We start from the raw sequence: 16,719 nt of genomic DNA, 5'->3' as shown, positions 1-16,719 counted from the left end.
TCCCTATGGGATCAGCGCGTAGATATGCCCAGATCCGTGAACTCGGGCATATCTACGCGCTGATCCCATATCAAGGTGCTGACGGGTCCGCTACACCGGCGGCGATTTCAGCCCCGAACCGGTGAGCACCACCACCGTGGTCTCTTCGGGCAGGATCGCTCCCGCTTCGAGCAACCGTGTGAGTCCGGCGACCGCGACGGCGCTCGTCGGCTCGGCGAGGAGGCCACGACGAGCAAGTGCGTCGCGGGCGCTCAGAATCTCGCTCTCCCTGACCGCGACTGCTGCGCCGTGACTCTCGTGCAGGGCGTCTAGCATCTGCGGCAGGCGCAGAGGATCGCGGATCGCCGTGCCCTCCGCGACGGTCGGCAGCACGGGGCGTGACGGCCTGCCGTCGAGTGACACGCCCGTGCGCACAGCCGCCGACGCGGCAGGGGACGACGCAGCAGGGGACGACGCAGCAGGGGACGACGCAGCCTCGAATGCCGCGACGACCGGGGAGCAGTTCAGCGGCTGCGCAGCGTAGAGGCGCGGCAGTCGATCGATGCTTCCGGAGCGCAAGAGCTCTCGGAAACCGAACGCGCAGCCGAGCAGGCTGCTGCCAGCGCCGACCGGCAGCACGACGCTGTCGGGAGCACGGAAGCCGAGGTCCTCCCAGATCTCATAGGCGAGAGTCTTGGTGCCCTCGAGAAACCACGCCTGCCAGTTGTGGCTCGCATAGAACCCCTGCCCCGCATCGGCCGCCGCAATCGCGGCGTGCTGCGAGGCCTCCCTCGGGCCTTCAACGAGTTCGACTCGCGCACCGTGCGCCCGCGCTTGGACCAGCTTCGCGGGCGAGGTCGAGACGGGCGCGAAGACCGTGACGTCGATACCCCCGGCAGCGCCGTAACAGGCGACGGACGCTCCGCCGTTGCCCGAACTGTCTTCGATCACGCGATCGACGCCCTGCTGCCGCAGTACCGAGAGCATGACGCTCGATCCGCGATCCTTGAAGCTGCCCGATGGCGAGAACCACTCCAGTTTGCAGCGGACCCGTGCACCGCCCCACTCCACGTCGACCAGCGGCGTGCACCCCTCGCCCAGGGTGATCGGCTCGGCGACTGCGACGGGCAGCGCTGCGCCGTACCGCCACATGCTGCGTCGCGACGCGTCGATGTCGTGCATGCCGATGCCCGGCTGCGGCGTGATCAGCAGCGGCCCGCCGCTCTCGGCTCGCCAGCGCGGTTGATCGAGCGGATAGCGCGTTCCCGTACGGGGGTCGACATAGGCAGGATCGGTACCCGGCAGATCGGCGCCGGGCAGATCTGCGCCGGCCGGATCACCGGAGGTCACGTCGCCGCTCGGCTCATCAGCCGGAGGCGCTGCTGCTTCTACCATGCCCGCAAGGGTAGCCGTGTGCGCAGGATCAGCGCGACGACGAACACCGCCGTCGCGACGCAGCCGATCGCACCGCCTGCAGCGACCCCGAACGCACTCGAGATCCAGAGACCGAGCAGGCCCGACCCGATACCGATGAGTGCGGCGAGCGGCGGGATCCACCCGATAGTCGGGGCAAGGATGCGGGCCGCGGCGGCGGGTGCGATGAGGATCGCCACTCCCAAGATCGCCCCGACTGCAGGCATTGCCGCGACCACGGAAGCCGCGATGACGCCGGTGACCGCGAGCTCGACCGGCCACACGCTGAACCCGGCGGCCCGGAAGCCCACGGGGTCGAAGGTCTCGAAGAGGATGCGGCGACCCACCACCAGCAGGACTGCTGCGGCGACGACGAGCACCCCCGCGGTGGTGAGCACGTCGCTCACCGTCACACTCAGCGGAGACCCCACGAGCAGCGCCTCGACCGGCACCCCGAGCCCCGGGTTCAACCCCGTGAGCAGCGTGCCGAGCGCAAAGCCGAGGGAGAGTACGACGCCACTCGTGACCTGTCGCCCCTGCCCGGGAACCCGGGCGAGCCAGGTCATCACGAGCACGAGCAGCAGTGCGAACAGCGCCTGACCGATGAGAAGGTTCCAGCCGACGATCGCGAACACCACACCGCCGGGAAAGGTCGCATGACTCAGCGCGACGGCGAAGAATGAGCGGCGCCGAAGCACGATCAACGTGCCTGCGAGGCCTCCGAGGAGTCCGAGGAGCGACAGCTCGATCGCTGCGAGGGCGAGGTAGTTCATGCGTGAGCCCTCCGTGCGAGCACGGCGCGGCGAACGAGTGCGCCGACCGCAGTCACGAGGTACATGCCGACGAGCAGCAGCACGACGACCGATCCTGGAGACACCTGGGCCCCGGCATCGACCGACCAGACGAACGAGCCCCACAGACCGAAGAAGCCGGCGAGCAGTGGCACGGTGACCGCGATGGGAACGAGCAACACGAGCCGTCGCGTGATGAGCCGAGATACCGCCATCGGCACCGTCAGCAGTGCGACGACCATCAGCACGCCGAGCGCCTGCACTCCGGCGACGACGAGCAGGGCGACGGCGACGGCGAGCCACAGATCAGTCGAGAGCGTTCGGAAGCCGGATGCCACGAAACCGTCTGGGTCGAAGGCGCGGAAGAGCTGGGCTCTCCAGGTGACACCGACGATCGCGACGGCGATGATCGCGACGATGAGGATCTGCCAGAACTGCGCCGGGGTCACCGTCAGCAGACTGCCGAAGAGCAGCCCCTGCAGCTGGGAGACATACCCCTCCTGCCGCGACACCAGCACGACTCCGAGGCTGAACAGACCGGTCAGCACGACCGCGATGGCGGCATCCGATCCGACGCCACCGGCTCGCTCGAGCAGGGTGAAGAGTGCTGCCGCGACGAGCGCGGCGACCAGCGCTCCAGGAAGCACGCCCGACGACCCGCCCAGTGCGAGTCCTGCCACGAGCCCGGGAAACACCGCGTGGACTAACCCGTCGCTCACGAACTCCAGCTCGCGAAAGCTCACGCACAGCCCCACGACGCCTGCCGCAACGGCGAGCACGATGACGGTGACGAGCGCCCGCTCCATGAACGGCAGCGCGAAGATCTCGCCGAGGCCGTAGCTTCGGGTCGGCATCGCGGTGATCGCCGCGGACACTGCCGCGAGCGGGATCACGGCTCGTCCACCTCGCGCGTCGTGGTGACCGTGTGGCTGTCGAGCTCGACCGTCGCGTCGTGGAACGCGTGCGCCACCGCATCGAGAGTCAACGCTTCCTCCAGCGTTCCGAAGGCCGCCGGGTGCCCCGGCTCCTCAGGCGAATGGCCGTTCGCGAGCAGCAGCACGTGGGTGCACACCTCGCGTGCGATCTCGAGATCGTGCGTCGACACGATGACCGTGCAGCCGCCGTCTCGCAGCTCTCGCACCAGCTGCAGCAGCACTTCGCGGTTCTCGCGGTCGAGCCCGTTGAACGGCTCGTCCAGCAACTGCAGCTGCGGGCATCCGACGAGTGAACGGGCGAGCACGGCGCGCTGCTGCTGCCCGCCCGAGAGCTCGGCGAAGCGGCGCCCGGCGAAGTCAGCGAGGCCCACGCGGGCGATCGCCTCCGCGACTCGGGCTCGCCCCGCCCGACCGAGCGGACGCAGCGGGCCGAGCTCGCGGTAGAGCCCCATCGCGACCACCTGACGCAGCGTCACCGGCAGCTCGGCATTGCGCCGATCGGCCTGAGGCAGCGTTCCGATATGAGACCTGGCACGCGCCGGCGTCGTTCCGAGTACCTCGACTTCGCCGCTGAGATGCTCCGCCAGGCCGAGGATGCCGCGCAACAGGGTGGACTTGCCCGACCCGTTCGGGCCGATCAGCGCGACCGCGCTGCCAGCCGGAACTGCGAGATCCAGCCCGGCGACCCGCGCCCGACCCTCGTAGCCGAAAGCAGCATCGCGCAGCACGAGCGCGGTGTCCCCGACCTGCGGGGAGGTCGGGGACACCCGGCACGCGGGCGTCTCGGCGTGCGGCGCTTCGCGATCCTGATCGCTGCGATCTTCGTTCACAGCATCGCAGCCTACCGCGCCAGGAAGGGTCACTCCCCCGCGAGATCTGCGGGCACGTCGTCGGGAGTGTGCCCCCAGGCCTCGAGAATCAGGCGCGTGTTATGGATCGTCGCACCGATGTAGTCCGCCCCGTCAGAGTCCTCGGCACCGAGGGAATCGGCGTAGAGCGTCTCGGCATCGACCACCTCGACACCGGCCTGCGTGGCGATGGTCTCGGCCTGCTTGGGGTTCATCGACGACTCGACGAAGACCGCCTTCACGCCGCGATCCTTGATCGCCGCGACCAGCTCATCGATCTCTGCCGCACTCGGCTCCGCATTGTCTTCGAAGCTCGGCAGGATCGACCCCGCGAACTCGATACCGTAATCGTGCAGGTAGTAGCGGAGGGAATCGTGCCCGCTCACGAGCACCCGCTCTTCGGCGGGCACGGCCTCGTACTGCGCCGAGATCCAGCTATCGAGCTCGTCGAGCTGCGCGATGTACTCGTCGGTGCGGCGCTCGAACTCCGCGGCATTGGACTCGTCCGCAGCAGACAGGCCCGCAGCGATCTCGGTGACCATTCCCTCGGCGAGGCGGGGGGCCGTCCAGATGTGCGGATTCACTGGGCCGTGATCATGATCGTGCTCGTCGTGCTCCTCGGCATGATCTGCGTCGGCGTGGTCATGGTCGTCTGCGTGCTCGTGCTCGTGCTCGTCATGAGCATGCTCGTCATCAGCGTGATCGTGATCGTGCTCAGCGTGGTCGTCCGGCTCACCGGCTTCCGCCTCCGAGGTGATCTCCTCGGCTTCTTCGAGATCGATGCCCTCGCTCGCGTCGATGATCTCGCCGTCGAATCCGGAGGACTCGACCGCGCTGTCGACGAAGGTCTCGAGCCCGACTCCGTTGACGATGAGCACATCGGCCTCGCCGAGTGCGAGCAGATCGGCAGGGCTGGGATCGAAGTGGTGCGCCGACCCTCCCGCGGGCAGCAAGCCGGTGAGTTCGATGTCGTCACCGCCGACCTGGCCGGCGAAATCATTGAGTTGCGTCGTGGTGGCGACGACCTTGAGCGTGCCATCGCTTCCGGAATCGCCTCCCGTTCCGGCGCAGGAGCTCAGCGCGAGAGCGGCGCCGGCGGCGAGCGCGAGGCCGGTCAGAGAGCGGGAACGGAGGTGAAGTGCGTGCGTCATAAGTGAACTTCCTAGTTGAGAACGAGTATCACTATAGGTGACCTTGAGAACCATTCGCAAAATCAAGGTCGCGCAGCGCTTGGTCCCGGCGCGCATGCGCTTCCCCATAGGCTGGTACGTGTGATGCCGATCGGGGCCCTCGAGCTGCGCGATGCACTGCGCTCGGGCGAGACGACAGCGGTCGAGGCCGTGCAAGGCGCGCTGCGGCGAGCGCGAGATCAGCAGGATCTCGGGGCGTTCACCCATCTTGCCGAGGATCGCGCGCTCGCCGAGGCCGAACGCGCCGATGACGCACTCCGTCGGGCTCGCGAGGCCAAAGCCACAGGCACAGCCGAACTACCCGGCACCGGCACCGCCCTGCTCGGACTCCCCATCGCGCACAAGGATCTCGTCGACGTCGCCGGCCACCCCACGACCCACGGCAGCGCTGCGGTTCCGCATGCACTCGCCGAGCGCGACGATCCAGGCGCGGCGCAGCTGCGTTCGGCAGGGGCCCTCTCGATCGGCAAGACGCAGGTTCCCGAGTTCGGACTCACCGGCTATTCGGAGAACCTCATCGCTGCTCCGGCACGCAACCCGCTCGACCCGAGCCGCACGGCAGGAGGCTCCTCAGGCGGATCGGCCGCGGCCGTGGCGAGCGGGATCCTGCCCGTCGCACCGGGGAGTGATGGAGGCGGGTCGATCCGCATCCCCGCCTTCGCGTGCGGGCTCATCGGGTTGAAGCCCCGCTTCGGCGCGGTGCCGAGCGACTCGGCCCGGGGCAGAACAGACGCGTTCGGTGCGCCGCGCCTCACCGTGACGGGCCCGATCGCCCGCTCGGCGGAGGACGCCGCACTGCTCTACGACGCCCAGCGCGGGCTGAACCAGCACGGAATCGACCAGCATGACACCGAGCCACCCGGCACAGCGCACCACAGCACGGCATCGGCGCTTGAGGCTGTTGCGTCGGCGGATCGGCTCCGAAAGCTCCGGATCGGCTTCTGCGACGCGTCTCCGTTCGACGGCACCTACGCGATCAGCCTGCACCCCGAGTCACGGCGGGCGTTCGAGCGCGCCGCGGAACTGCTCGAGCAGCACGGACACCGGGTGGATGAGGCCCAGATCCGTTACGACCCCCGCTACCCCGAGACGTTCACGACCGTCTGGACGGCAGGCCTCTCACTGCTGGAGCTCGAGAGCGGGGCTGAGGATCGCCTGGCGCCACTCACCCGCGAGTTCCGGGAGCGTGCACTCGCTCGTGGCGAAACGGTGCATCGAGAGGCGGCGAAGCGGATCCACGGCATCGCCGCAGACATGCGGAGGCAGTGGGGCCGCTACGACGTCGTACTGACCCCGGGTCTCGCGTTCCCGGCACCGCGCGTCGGCGCGTTCCTGGCGCTGAGCCCTGACGATGACTATCGCCTGCAGTGCGAGTGGGCTCCGTACACCTCGATGGTGAATGTGGCGGGGCTGCCTGCGATCGCAGTGCCGATTCTGCGGATTCCCGAGGTTGCCGCACGGGTTCCAGCCGACACCCGGGTTTCATCCGGCACACGAGGCCCAGCCGAACCCCGGAGCGAAGCCGGCACAGGGCTGTCGATGGGCGTGCAGCTCATCGGGCGCACAGGATCTGAGCCGCTGCTGCTGCAGCTCGCCGCCCAGCTGATGAGCTGAGGGCGCCCGATCCTTACCATCGAGGGACAACAGGAGGATACTGGGCGCATGAGCATCGAAGTGCGAACAATCCTTGAGCCGCAAGGGCCGGCGACCGCGATCGAACTCGACGACGAGCAAGTCGCGCAACTCGGCGGAGGCAAACGCGCGGCCGTGACAGTGACCGTCGGCGAACGCACCGCGAGATTGCGGCTCGCCGTCATGGGCGGTAAGAACCTCATCGGGCTGTCGAAAGCTGCACGGGCAGAACTGGGCGTCGAGATCGGCGATGCAATTGAGGCGAGCATCGAGCTCGACCTGGCTGAACGCGTCGTCGACCTACCCGAAGATCTCGCCGCGGCGCTCGACGCCGAGCCATCGTTGCGGCAGGCATTCGATCGACTTCCTCCCTCACGCCGAAAGGAGAGTGCGCGGTCGGTGGAGGAAGCCAAGCGCCCCGAGACACGCGCGCGTCGCATCGCTACGGTGCTCGACCGGTTGCGCCAGTCGCAGGACTGACCTCGCCGGGCCGAACCGAAGATTGCACCGCACCACACCGCGCACCGCACTCACGCGCGTGCCATCAGCGCCTCCCTGGCGCATCGGGGCGCATCAGGGCGCGGAAGGTTCCGGGTACTGCTCTTCGGGAGCCGTCGCTGCGCCGTCCCCTACCTGCCCTTGCGCGGCGACAGGCGCAGAGCGTCGCCTGCGCCGCCTGGTCGCCCGTCGCACGATAGCGATCACGACGAGTGCGATCACTCCTGCCACGATCAACCACGGCAGCAGCAGGCCGAGCACGACCAAGGCGCCGGATCCTGCGCCCAAGAGCGACTGGAAGCCCGCGACGAGTCCTTCCCAGAAGTTCGACGGCCCGCCTCCCGGAATCACAGCCTCGGAGCTCAGTGAGACCTCGATGGTCGCGAGATCGACCTGCCCTTCGAGGGCGTCGAGTTGCGCCTGCAATCCGTCGAGCTCCTGCTGTCGCTGCGAGAGGGCGCTCTCGGCCTCGATGAGCTCACCCGTCGAGGCGGAGCCCGACATGAGTTCGGTCAGGCGCTCGACGGAGGCCTCCAACGCGTGCACACGCGCCTGCAGATCGACGTACTCGGCCGTCACATCGACTGCTGATGCTTCCTGCGAGATCACATCGCCAACCTCGGAGAGCTCCTCGATCGCATCGTCGAAGCGTTCGGCAGGAACTCGCAGCGTCAGCTGAGCGCGCGCCGCATCTCCGGCATTTGCGCGCGACACGCTCTGCGATTCCACCTGCCCATCGAGTCGCTCTGCGATCTCTGCGGTGGACTTGGCTGCTTCAGCCGGATCCCCCACCTCGATCGAGACGTACCCCGTGCGAATCAGGGCCTGCTCGGCGTTCGCCGACGCACCGTCGCTCGTGGATTCGTCGGCGCGGCTTTCCGCGGAATCGCCGGGCGCCGACCCTTCAGTCGCACCGAACTCGGAACCGGTGCGACCGCCGGCGTCAAGCCTCGCGGAGTCCGATGCGGTGCACGCGGCGAGCGGCACCACCAGGAGTGCCGCCGCAGCCAGCATGAGAAGGGATCTACCTGTTCGCCGGGTCGTCTCGCTCATGGCGCCCACCATAGACGGCGCGAGGCGGGGTTCGCCCTGGGAGTCCTGCAACTTCCCTGGGTGTGGCCGAATCGTGACTCGACGGTGCCCGATCCGCACCTTGCGATATACCCCCCATGGGTATAGTCTCGCAGACGAACACCCCAGCACGACGAAAGGACCGGCATGGCCACCACCCAGTACACCGTGACCGGAATGACCTGCGGCAACTGCGAGAAACACGTCCGCGAAGAAGTGGAGCAGGTCGCCGGGGTGACTGCCATCGAAGTGAGTGCCGCCGACAACCGCCTCGTCGTCACCACCGCAGGCGAACCGGCAGATGACGCCGCGATCATCGCCGCTGTCGACGAGGCCGGCTACTCGGCCGCCCGCGCATAGCCCCGCGCCTACCGCCGCACACACCCGCGCCACCGGCCCGCAACAGACCGAGACCGACCCCGAGGAGCCCGCATGAGCACCGCCACCGACATCGAACTCGCTGTCACCGGGATGACCTGTGCGTCGTGCGCGAACCGCATCGAGAAGCGGCTCAACAAGCTCGACGGCGTAGAGGCCACCGTCAACTACGCGACGGAGAAGGCGCGGGTTCGCGCCCCTGAGGGCATCGCCCCTGAGCGGCTGATCGAGGAGGTCGAGAAGGCCGGCTACGGAGCGACCCTGCCAGCACCGAAGACACCCGCCCCAGCGCCCGGAGCCAATGGTGAAGCCAAGGGCTCGGACGAGCACGACGGTGCCTCTGCAGACGCACGCGATCCCGAACTGACTGCCCTGCGGCAGCGGCTCATCGGTTCCATTGTCCTTTCGGTGCCGGTCATCGCGCTGGCGATGATTCCAGCGCTCCAGTTCACATACTGGCAGTGGGCGTCGCTCGCGCTCGCCGCCCCGGTGATCGTGTGGGGCGCCTGGCCGTTCCACCGCGCCGCCTGGGTGAACCTGCGGCACGGAGCTGCCACCATGGACACCCTGGTCTCCGTCGGCACGAGTGCCGCCTTCCTGTGGTCGCTCTACGCACTCTTCCTCGGCACCGCCGGCGAGCCCGGCATGACCCACGCCTTCGAGTTCACCGTGCACCCGCACGATGGCGCGGGCAACATCTACCTCGAGGTCGGTGCGGGCGTGACGATGTTCCTGCTCGCGGGCCGCTACTTCGAGAAGCGATCCAAGCGGCAGGCCGGCGCGGCACTGCGCGCCCTGCTCGAGATCGGCGCGAAAGATGTCGCGGTGCTGCGCGGCGGCGATGACAGCGCCGGTGCTTCGGGCGCAGGGGTAGGGTGGGGATCCAGCCACCAGACCGGATCCGGATCCCCCTCCGAAATCCGCATCCCCGTCGAAGAGCTGCAGGTCGGCGACCGCTTCGTCGTCCGCCCGGGCGAGAAGGTTGCAACCGACGGCGTGATCGAGGAGGGGTCGACGGCGATCGACGCATCGATGCTCACGGGCGAATCGGTGCCGGTCGGCGCATACCCCGGAGATGCCGTCACCGGCGGCACGGTCAGCGAGAGCGGTCGCATCGTCGTGCGGGCAACCCGGGTCGGCGCCGACACGCAGCTCGCGCAGATGGCGCAGATGGTCGAAGACGCGCAGTCGGGCAAGGCCGAGGTGCAGCGCCTCGCCGACCGCATCTCAGGCGTCTTCGTGCCGATCGTCATCGTCATCGCCATCGCCACACTCATCACCTGGTTCGCGCTGGGAGGATCCGCCGCGTCCGCCTTCACGGCCGCCGTCGCGGTACTCATCATCGCCTGCCCCTGCGCGCTCGGCTTGGCCACGCCGACGGCGCTGCTCGTCGGCACGGGCCGCGGTGCGCAGCTCGGCATTCTGATCAAGGGCCCGGAGATCCTCGAATCCACGCGTCGCGTCGACACCATCGTGCTCGACAAGACAGGAACCGTCACCACCGGGCGCATGACTCTGGTCGAAGCGCTGCCGCTGCCGCACGTCGACCGCGAAGAGTTCCTGCGACTCGTCGGCGCAGTCGAGGGCGCCTCCGAGCACCCGATCGCCCAGGCAATCGCGCGCGGTGCCGCTGCCGAGATCGGCGACACCCTCCCGACCGTCGAGTCGTTCGAGAACGTTGCGGGCACGGGCGTCGTCGGTAGCGTCGTGCTCGATGGGCGCGGTCGCGCGGTGCAGGTCGGCCGACCGAGCCTCCTCGCCGACTGGGGCATCCCCGTCGATCCGGCGCTCGCAGCAGAGCAGGCGCGTCTGGAGCACGCGGGCAAGACCGTCGTGCTTGTTGCTTGGGACGGCGAGGCCCGCGGCCTCGTCGCAGTCGCCGACACCGTGAAGGAGACGAGTGCGGAGGCGATCCGGCACCTCGCGCGGCTCGGCCTCGCTCCCGTGCTGCTCACGGGCGACAACCGAGCCGTCGCAGACCAGGTCGCACAAGAGGTCGGCATCGCCTCCGAGCACGTGATCGCCGGTGTGCTCCCCGGCGAGAAGGTCGACGAGATCAAGCGTCTGCAGGCGGAGGGTCGCGTGGTCGCCATGGTCGGTGACGGCGTGAACGACGCCGCAGCACTCGCCCAGGCCGACCTGGGGCTCGCGATGGGATCCGGAACAGACGCCGCCATCGAAGCCGCCGACATCACCCTGGTGCGTGGCGATCTGCGCAGCGCGGCTGACGCGATACGCCTCTCCCGGCGCACTCTGGCGACCATCAAGGGCAACCTGTTCTGGGCGTTCGCCTACAACGTGGCGGCCATCCCGCTCGCCGCTCTCGGCCTGTTGAACCCCATGCTCGCGGGTGCGGCGATGGCGTTCTCGAGCGTCTTCGTCGTCGGCAACTCGCTGCGGCTGCGCGGCTTCACCGGCGTGGCCGAGTAGGGAGTTGTTATGGTCGGCGGCATGAGCGGCGGCACGGGTGGGAACACGGGTGGCAACTCCCGTGATGGCCTCGGTGGGGGCGCGAACAACGGTGCGGGCGACGTGGGCGACGTGGGCGACGGTCAGGATCGCGAACGTCAGGATCGCGAACGTCACTGCACGCCGGCGTTCAGCGCCGATCACCCTGCACGCCCGGCGAGCTCCGGCGCCTCGTCCGGGCACTCGCACTCTCACGGGCATACCGGGGACGGGTCGGACGGGCGTGGGCCTCACGCGCGCGCCGATAGCGCCCCTGTCACAGGAACTGCGAAGCACCGGCGGCGCCTCATCATCGTCCTCTCGATTACTCTCGGCATCTTCGGCGTGCAGGTCGTCGGCGCGATCATCTCGAATTCCCTCTCACTGCTCGCCGACGCGGGGCACATGCTCACCGACGCGACCGGCGTCGGGATCGCGCTCATCGCGAGCCTGATCGCCACGCTGCCGGCCACGTCGAAACGGACTTACGGGTACCTCCGCATCGAGATCTTGGCGGCGCTCGCCAACGGCATGGTGCTCGGCGTGATCGCCGTGGTGATCTTCGTGCAGGCGATCCAGCGCTTCGGCACCGAGGTCGAGGTTCACTCGGGGCCCATGCTCATCGCGGCCGTGATCGGTGCGGTCGCGAACCTGGTGTCCCTGCTCATCCTGCGATCCGGGCAGCGCGAAAGCCTCAACGTACGCGGTGCCTACCTCGAGGTACTCGGCGATCTGCTCGGCTCGGTCGCCGTAATCATCGCGGGCCTGATCATCATGCTGACCGGGTGGAATGCCGTCGACCAGCTCGCATCGCTGCTCATCGCCGCGATGATCGCCCCGCGCGCATACAGTCTGCTCCGCGAAGTCATCGACGTGCTGCTCGAGGCGTCTCCTCCGGGCACCGATGTCGACGAGATGCGGCAGCACATGCTCACGGTGGCCGGAGTGATCGAGGTGCACGACCTGCACGTCTGGACCATCACCTCGGGAGTGCCCGCCATGTCGGCGCACGTCACGCTCACCGATGAGGCTTGGGACGGACAGGGATCGCACCTGATCCTCGACGAGCTCCACCGTTGCCTGCTCGAGCACTTCGACACCGGGCATGCGACTCTGCAGCTGGAGCCTCGGGGCCACCGTGGCTCCAGCCCGCACGTGCACGCCTGAGCCGCGCGCAAACGCATCGAGACGCCACGTCGACACGTCGCCACCATTAACCTTATGCAATATTTCCCATAAGTATTGCGGCACTTGAGAGGCTGGGAGTACTCGATCCCTGGAGGAACCCATGCAGCACACCGCACCCCTGTCATTCGCCGACGCGCACGCCGCCTGGCACGCGCACGTCGAGACGCAGCGCGCAGCACCCCACGGACCACTCAGCGTCACCGCCCTGCACTGGCTCACAGCAGAACCCCAAACCTTCCCCGACCTCCCCGGCCAATGGTCAGCGGACCCCGGCGGACGCGTGACGGCGTGGTTCGTGAGCAAAGACGGCATCACGATCGATGGCTCACCCGCGCTCGGCGAGGTCACCGTCGGCCCGCTCACCGGCACCGCGGCCACCACGCTCGGCTGGGGCGCGAAGCGCATCGAGCTCGCGCGCCGCGGCGACCGGGTGGCCCTGCGCCCGCGCGATCCGGAATCCCGCGACCGCACGCACTACCGGGGCACCCCCACCTTCCCGCCAGACCCCGCCTGGGTCGTGACGGCACGCTACACCCCAGGAATCCGCCCGGGAATCGAGGTGGACTCAGCGGCCGACGGCCTGCGACACCGCTACGACTCCCCCGGCAGCGCCCAGTTCGAGGTCGACGGACAGGAGGTCTCGCTGACCCTGTTCGGCGAGACCGACGCCCGAGAACTGCTCGCGATCTTCTCGGATGCGACGGCGGCAGACCTCAGCTACCCGGCGGCACGCTTCGTGCCGGCCATCCGGGCCGACGACGGCACCGTGGTGATCGACTTCAACCGCACCACGAACCCGCCCTGCGCCTACTCGGCGAGTGCGACCTGCCCCTTCCCTCCGACTGAGAACCGCCTGCCCGTGCGCATCGAAGCCGGAGAACTACGGCCGCGGTAGACCGGGCGGATTGATCAGCGACTCATCGATCGACTCGGCCCCCTGCCCCCAACGCTCGAGCACCTCGTCGTAGACACCGGTCTCGATGAGGTCGTTCAGCACGATCTGTACGGGCTCGATGAGACCGTTGCCCTTCGCGGTGGCCGTGCCGACCTGGCCGTTCACCGGCCAGGCGCTGTTGAAGCTGCCGACGATACGGGTCTCGCCAAAGGTCGCTTCGCGGAATGCGGCCATCGAGTACGGCTCGATGTTGGCGTCGGCTCGACCAGAGGTGAGCGCGAGCAGCCCCGCAGCGGTGTCTTCGTAATACACCGGCTCACCGGGTTCGAGGCCCTGCTCTTCGAGCTGGTCGAACCAGTCGAGCAAGAACGCCTCCTGGTTCGTACCGCTCCCGACGATGACCTTGAGACCCGCGACGTCTTCCGGGCCGTCGATCGACTCGACCTCGCTGTCAGACGCGACGCTGAACGCCATGACCGCATCGCGATAGGTCGCGAAGTCGAAGAGATCCTTTCGCTCTTCGGTGACACCGACGTTCGCGAGCACCAGGTCGTACTTGCCCGATTCCACCCCCAGGGGCCAGTCCGCCCAGGCGACATTCTCGGGCGCGTACTCAAGATCGAGGCCCTCCGCGATCAGCGACGCGAAATCGGCATCGCTGCCGAGCAGAGTCTCGGCGTCGTCCTCGGCTAAGAAGCCGGTCGGCGGCCCACCCGCCCCGATGAGCGCGACCGTCAGCTTGCCCTCCTGAATCGGCTCGAAGCCGCTCTCCTCCAGCGCGTCAACCGCCTCGGGCACGGCCTCGATCGAGGGGCGGGTGTCGACGTTCGCCGACGTGAGATCGAACGGGCTCTCGGTCGCAGCAGACGCGGAAGTGTCTTCGGGTACTGCGGGGCCCGAGCTGCACGCGGTCAGGAGGCCGAGACCCGCTGCGGTGAGTAGCGCTGCGGCCCTGAATTGCTTCTTATTTGTTATGCAAGACATGCCAGGAGGTTATGCATTCCACGCTCGACCCGCACGCCATCACGAAATATTGCGTAACCGCATGACTCCCATTGCATTTTGTTTCGTCAGGGATCGCCCATCTCACTCCACGGCTCTACGCTGGCAGGCAGTGGCACGGATAAGACCCGCGCCCGCAACCGCGACACCCACCCGCGGATCGCTCGTTACCGCCCGCCAATCGGGCCCGCACAGGGCAACACGCCCACGAGCCCATCCGAAGGAGCACCCGTGCCCGAACTCGCCGTCATCGTCGGCAACCCCAAGCCCCGGTCTCGCACCCGCGAACTCGCGGAGGAGCTCGGCGAACGGATCGCACGACTCACCGGAGCACAGCAGCTGCCGACGATCGATCTCATCGAGCACGCAGATGAGCTCTTCCGCTGGCCCTCCGAATCGCTCGATGCGATCGGCGCCCAGGTCGCCGCAGCCGACTACGCGATCTTCGCGACCCCGACATACAAGGCGAGTTACACGGGGCTGCTCAAGTCGTTCCTCGACCGCTACCCGTCGAACGGCCTCACCGGCGTCTCGGCCGTGCCCGTCTTCACGATCGGAGCACCCGACCACGCACTCGCCGTCGAATTCACCCTGCGTCCGCTGCTCGTTGAACTCGGCGCACGCGTGCCGACTCGCGGCCTCTCGTTCGAGACGCCGAAGTTCGATCGTCGCGCAGCGATCCTCGACGAATGGATCGAGCAGCAGGGCGACGCGCTCATCGGCGCAGGAAAGGGGCAAGCATGAGCCAGAGCTGCATCGAGGCAGAGCACGCCTCCGCCCGGGAGACGGAGGCGAGTGAAACGACGGTCGATTCTGCGACCGAAGCACGGATCGTCGAGTTCGACCCGAGGTACTACCGAGACGTGATGGGCGCCTTCCCCTCGGGCGTCACGATCATCACGACGCGCGGCCCGGAAGGCGAGCCGGTCGGCTTCACCTGCCAGTCCTTCTACAGCGTCTCGATCGATCCTCCGCTGATCTCGTTCTCCATCGCACGCACCTCGCGCAGCCTCGCCGCGGTGCGCGATCACGGGCGCGTCGTCGTCAACTTCCTCAGCCGCGAGCAGCAGCACCTCAGTGCACAGTTCGCACGCTCGGGCACCGACAAGTGGCAGGGCGTCGACTGGGCTCCCGCCGAGTGGAACCAGGCGCCCGTCATCGACGGTGTCGCCGGCTGGGTCGCCGGAGACATCGAGCGCGAGATCGAAGCCGGCGACCACCTCATCTACCTGGTGCGGGTCGGCGGGCTGCAGACCCACTCGGATCGGGAGCCGCTCGTGTTCCACCGCGGCGCCTACCGCGAGCTCGAGTACATGATCTGAGGCCGTGCCGGTCGGATGACTCTCCGTCTGACGGGCGACCATCGAACACGCAGGAATCCCCGCCCTCTGAAGAGGGCGGGGATTCCTTATGCGGTCGGCGCCAGAAACTGTCAGTGCCGACGCAGGTTCAGCCGCGGAGCGCCGCGCGATCCTCATCGGCCAGATCGGCCGCGCCGACACTGAGCAGCACCTTGCCGACGGGGTGATCCTCCCGCAGGAAACGGTAGGCCTCGTGCACCTCATCGAACGCGAAGATGCGCGCCGTCGGAGCCTGGATCGCGCCGTGCGCAATGGCGCGGGCCAACAGGTCCAGGTCGTCGGGTCGCGCCGTGCCGGTGCCTTCGATGCTGACACCCCGTTCGGCCACCTGCCGCCCGGCGCCGATCGAGTTCGTGCGCCCGAGCGGAACCCCGAGTCGGGCGAGCAGATCCAACTCGTCCTCCCCCTGCGTCGAATACGCTGCGGCGATGCCCTCGGGAGCCGCTTCGCGCAAGCGCTCCTCGAGCCCCGGCCCGTATCGCACCGGCTCGATGCCGAGACTGCGCAGCACCGGTTCATTGTGCTCGCCGACCGCACCGAGCACGCGCGCGCCCAGGAGACGCGCGATCTGCGCGGCGAGAATGCCGACTCCCCCGGTCGCACCGGAGACGAAGACGGTCTCGCCGGGCTGCACCGCGAGCGCACGAACCCCGGATACAGCCGTGCGCCCGGTGATGAAGAGGCCTCCGGCCGTTTCGAGACCGAGACCCGCCGGGACCCGATGCAGTTGCCCTGAGTCCGCCTCCACCACGATGTGCTCGGCCTGGGCACCATTCGGGTGCCCACCGAAGACGAGGTCACCCGGCGCGAAGGTCGAGACCCCCGAACCGACGGCCTCGACGACGCCCGAGAAGTCGGTGCCGTTGCCCGAGACCCCCTGCACGGCGCCGAAGCCGCCGCGCAGAATCTTCCAGTCGACCGGGTTGAGGCCCGCGTAACGGACGCCGATGCGGATCTGGCCCGCCGCGGGCTCCGGGGCATCGACCTCTGCGATCCCGAGCTGATCAATGTCGCCGTTCTGGGTGAACTGGACGGTGCGTGTCATATTCCGATCCTCATTTCTTTCAGCGCTTCACGTCTTTCAACATCT

General features: G+C 68.3%; 16 protein-coding genes. 8 read left to right on the top strand and 8 right to left on the bottom strand.

The annotated features are described in order from the left end of the window. Positions 1 to 90: 90 nt before the first annotated feature. Genes ACUYV6_RS01260 through ACUYV6_RS01240 form a run of 5 tightly spaced genes read right to left on the bottom strand, consistent with a single transcriptional unit; the run spans position 91 to position 5,117 of the window. Positions 91 to 1,374, bottom strand: a complete 1,284-nt coding sequence (locus tag ACUYV6_RS01260; RefSeq protein ID WP_449276833.1) for a threonine synthase — start codon at positions 1,372 to 1,374, stop codon at positions 91 to 93. After that, on the bottom strand, positions 1,368 to 2,165 hold the full coding sequence (locus ACUYV6_RS01255; RefSeq protein WP_449276832.1) for a metal ABC transporter permease: 798 nt from the start codon (positions 2,163 to 2,165) through the stop codon (positions 1,368 to 1,370). Before ACUYV6_RS01255 ends, ACUYV6_RS01260 begins: the two co-directional genes overlap by 7 nt. Next, the gene (locus ACUYV6_RS01250) at positions 2,162 to 3,076 is read right to left on the bottom strand and encodes a metal ABC transporter permease (RefSeq protein ID WP_449276831.1); all 915 of its coding nucleotides are present in this window, start codon (positions 3,074 to 3,076) and stop codon (positions 2,162 to 2,164) included. The genes ACUYV6_RS01255 and ACUYV6_RS01250 overlap by 4 nt, the downstream gene beginning before the upstream one ends. Next, complete coding sequence (locus tag ACUYV6_RS01245) at positions 3,073 to 3,948, bottom strand: metal ABC transporter ATP-binding protein (RefSeq protein ID WP_449276830.1); 876 nt, start codon at positions 3,946 to 3,948, stop codon at positions 3,073 to 3,075. The genes ACUYV6_RS01250 and ACUYV6_RS01245 overlap by 4 nt, the downstream gene beginning before the upstream one ends. 29 nt (positions 3,949 to 3,977) lie before the next feature. Further along, positions 3,978 to 5,117 (bottom strand): metal ABC transporter substrate-binding protein, encoded by a 1,140-nt coding sequence (locus ACUYV6_RS01240; protein ID WP_449276829.1) that lies wholly within the window; start codon positions 5,115 to 5,117, stop codon positions 3,978 to 3,980. 123 nt (positions 5,118 to 5,240) lie between these two features. On the opposite strand from ACUYV6_RS01240, the gene ACUYV6_RS01235 reads away from it, so the two are divergent. After that, on the top strand, positions 5,241 to 6,770 hold the full coding sequence (locus ACUYV6_RS01235) for an amidase (protein WP_449276828.1): 1,530 nt from the start codon (positions 5,241 to 5,243) through the stop codon (positions 6,768 to 6,770). A 48-nt stretch (positions 6,771 to 6,818) separates the two neighbouring features. Further along, positions 6,819 to 7,268, top strand: coding sequence for a YdeI/OmpD-associated family protein (locus ACUYV6_RS01230; RefSeq protein ID WP_449276827.1), 450 nt, complete (start codon positions 6,819 to 6,821; stop codon positions 7,266 to 7,268). Positions 7,269 to 7,361: 93 nt separating this feature from the next. Here ACUYV6_RS01230 and ACUYV6_RS01225 read toward each other — a convergent pair whose 3' ends face one another. Further along, positions 7,362 to 8,339 carry a DUF4349 domain-containing protein gene (locus ACUYV6_RS01225; RefSeq protein WP_449276826.1) on the bottom strand — a complete coding sequence of 326 codons (978 nt, stop codon included), beginning with the start codon at positions 8,337 to 8,339 and terminating at the stop codon, positions 7,362 to 7,364. 165 nt (positions 8,340 to 8,504) lie between these two features. On the opposite strand from ACUYV6_RS01225, the gene ACUYV6_RS01220 reads away from it, so the two are divergent. The 4 genes from ACUYV6_RS01220 to ACUYV6_RS01205 all read left to right on the top strand — a co-directional run bounded on the left by ACUYV6_RS01220 (position 8,505) and on the right by ACUYV6_RS01205 (position 13,266). Next, positions 8,505 to 8,717: a heavy-metal-associated domain-containing protein gene (locus ACUYV6_RS01220; RefSeq protein WP_449276825.1), complete on the top strand. Its 213-nt coding sequence runs from the start codon at positions 8,505 to 8,507 to the stop codon at positions 8,715 to 8,717. A gap of 72 nt (positions 8,718 to 8,789) precedes the next feature. Continuing rightward, positions 8,790 to 11,165, top strand: a complete 2,376-nt coding sequence (locus tag ACUYV6_RS01215) for a heavy metal translocating P-type ATPase (RefSeq protein ID WP_449276824.1) — start codon at positions 8,790 to 8,792, stop codon at positions 11,163 to 11,165. Positions 11,166 to 11,186: 21 nt separating this feature from the next. Next, positions 11,187 to 12,350, top strand: a complete 1,164-nt coding sequence (locus ACUYV6_RS01210; protein WP_449276823.1) for a cation diffusion facilitator family transporter — start codon at positions 11,187 to 11,189, stop codon at positions 12,348 to 12,350. 121 nt (positions 12,351 to 12,471) lie between these two features. Beyond that, positions 12,472 to 13,266, top strand: coding sequence for a DUF1684 domain-containing protein (locus ACUYV6_RS01205; protein WP_449276822.1), 795 nt, complete (start codon positions 12,472 to 12,474; stop codon positions 13,264 to 13,266). Here the strand turns inward: ACUYV6_RS01205 and ACUYV6_RS01200 are convergent. Then, positions 13,252 to 14,250, bottom strand: a complete 999-nt coding sequence (locus ACUYV6_RS01200; RefSeq protein WP_449276821.1) for a transporter substrate-binding domain-containing protein — start codon at positions 14,248 to 14,250, stop codon at positions 13,252 to 13,254. The two genes, ACUYV6_RS01205 and ACUYV6_RS01200, sit on opposite strands and share 15 nt — an antisense overlap. A gap of 249 nt (positions 14,251 to 14,499) precedes the next feature. Between ACUYV6_RS01200 and ACUYV6_RS01195 the strand changes: the two genes are divergently transcribed. Both ACUYV6_RS01195 and ACUYV6_RS01190 read left to right on the top strand, forming a co-directional pair. Further along, positions 14,500 to 15,012, top strand: coding sequence for an NADPH-dependent FMN reductase (locus ACUYV6_RS01195; protein ID WP_449276820.1), 513 nt, complete (start codon positions 14,500 to 14,502; stop codon positions 15,010 to 15,012). Beyond that, positions 15,009 to 15,590, top strand: coding sequence for a flavin reductase family protein (locus ACUYV6_RS01190; protein ID WP_449276819.1), 582 nt, complete (start codon positions 15,009 to 15,011; stop codon positions 15,588 to 15,590). The genes ACUYV6_RS01195 and ACUYV6_RS01190 overlap by 4 nt, the downstream gene beginning before the upstream one ends. A gap of 127 nt (positions 15,591 to 15,717) precedes the next feature. On the opposite strand, the gene ACUYV6_RS01185 is transcribed toward ACUYV6_RS01190, so the two are convergent. Beyond that, positions 15,718 to 16,674 (bottom strand): NADP-dependent oxidoreductase, encoded by a 957-nt coding sequence (locus ACUYV6_RS01185; RefSeq protein WP_449276818.1) that lies wholly within the window; start codon positions 16,672 to 16,674, stop codon positions 15,718 to 15,720. Positions 16,675 to 16,719: the final 45 nt, after the last annotated feature.

It is taken from the genome of Leucobacter sp. GX24907 (assembly GCF_053567335.1).
Note: the sequence above shows the minus strand (reverse complement) of the source record. Positions and strands in the feature narration are given on the sequence as shown.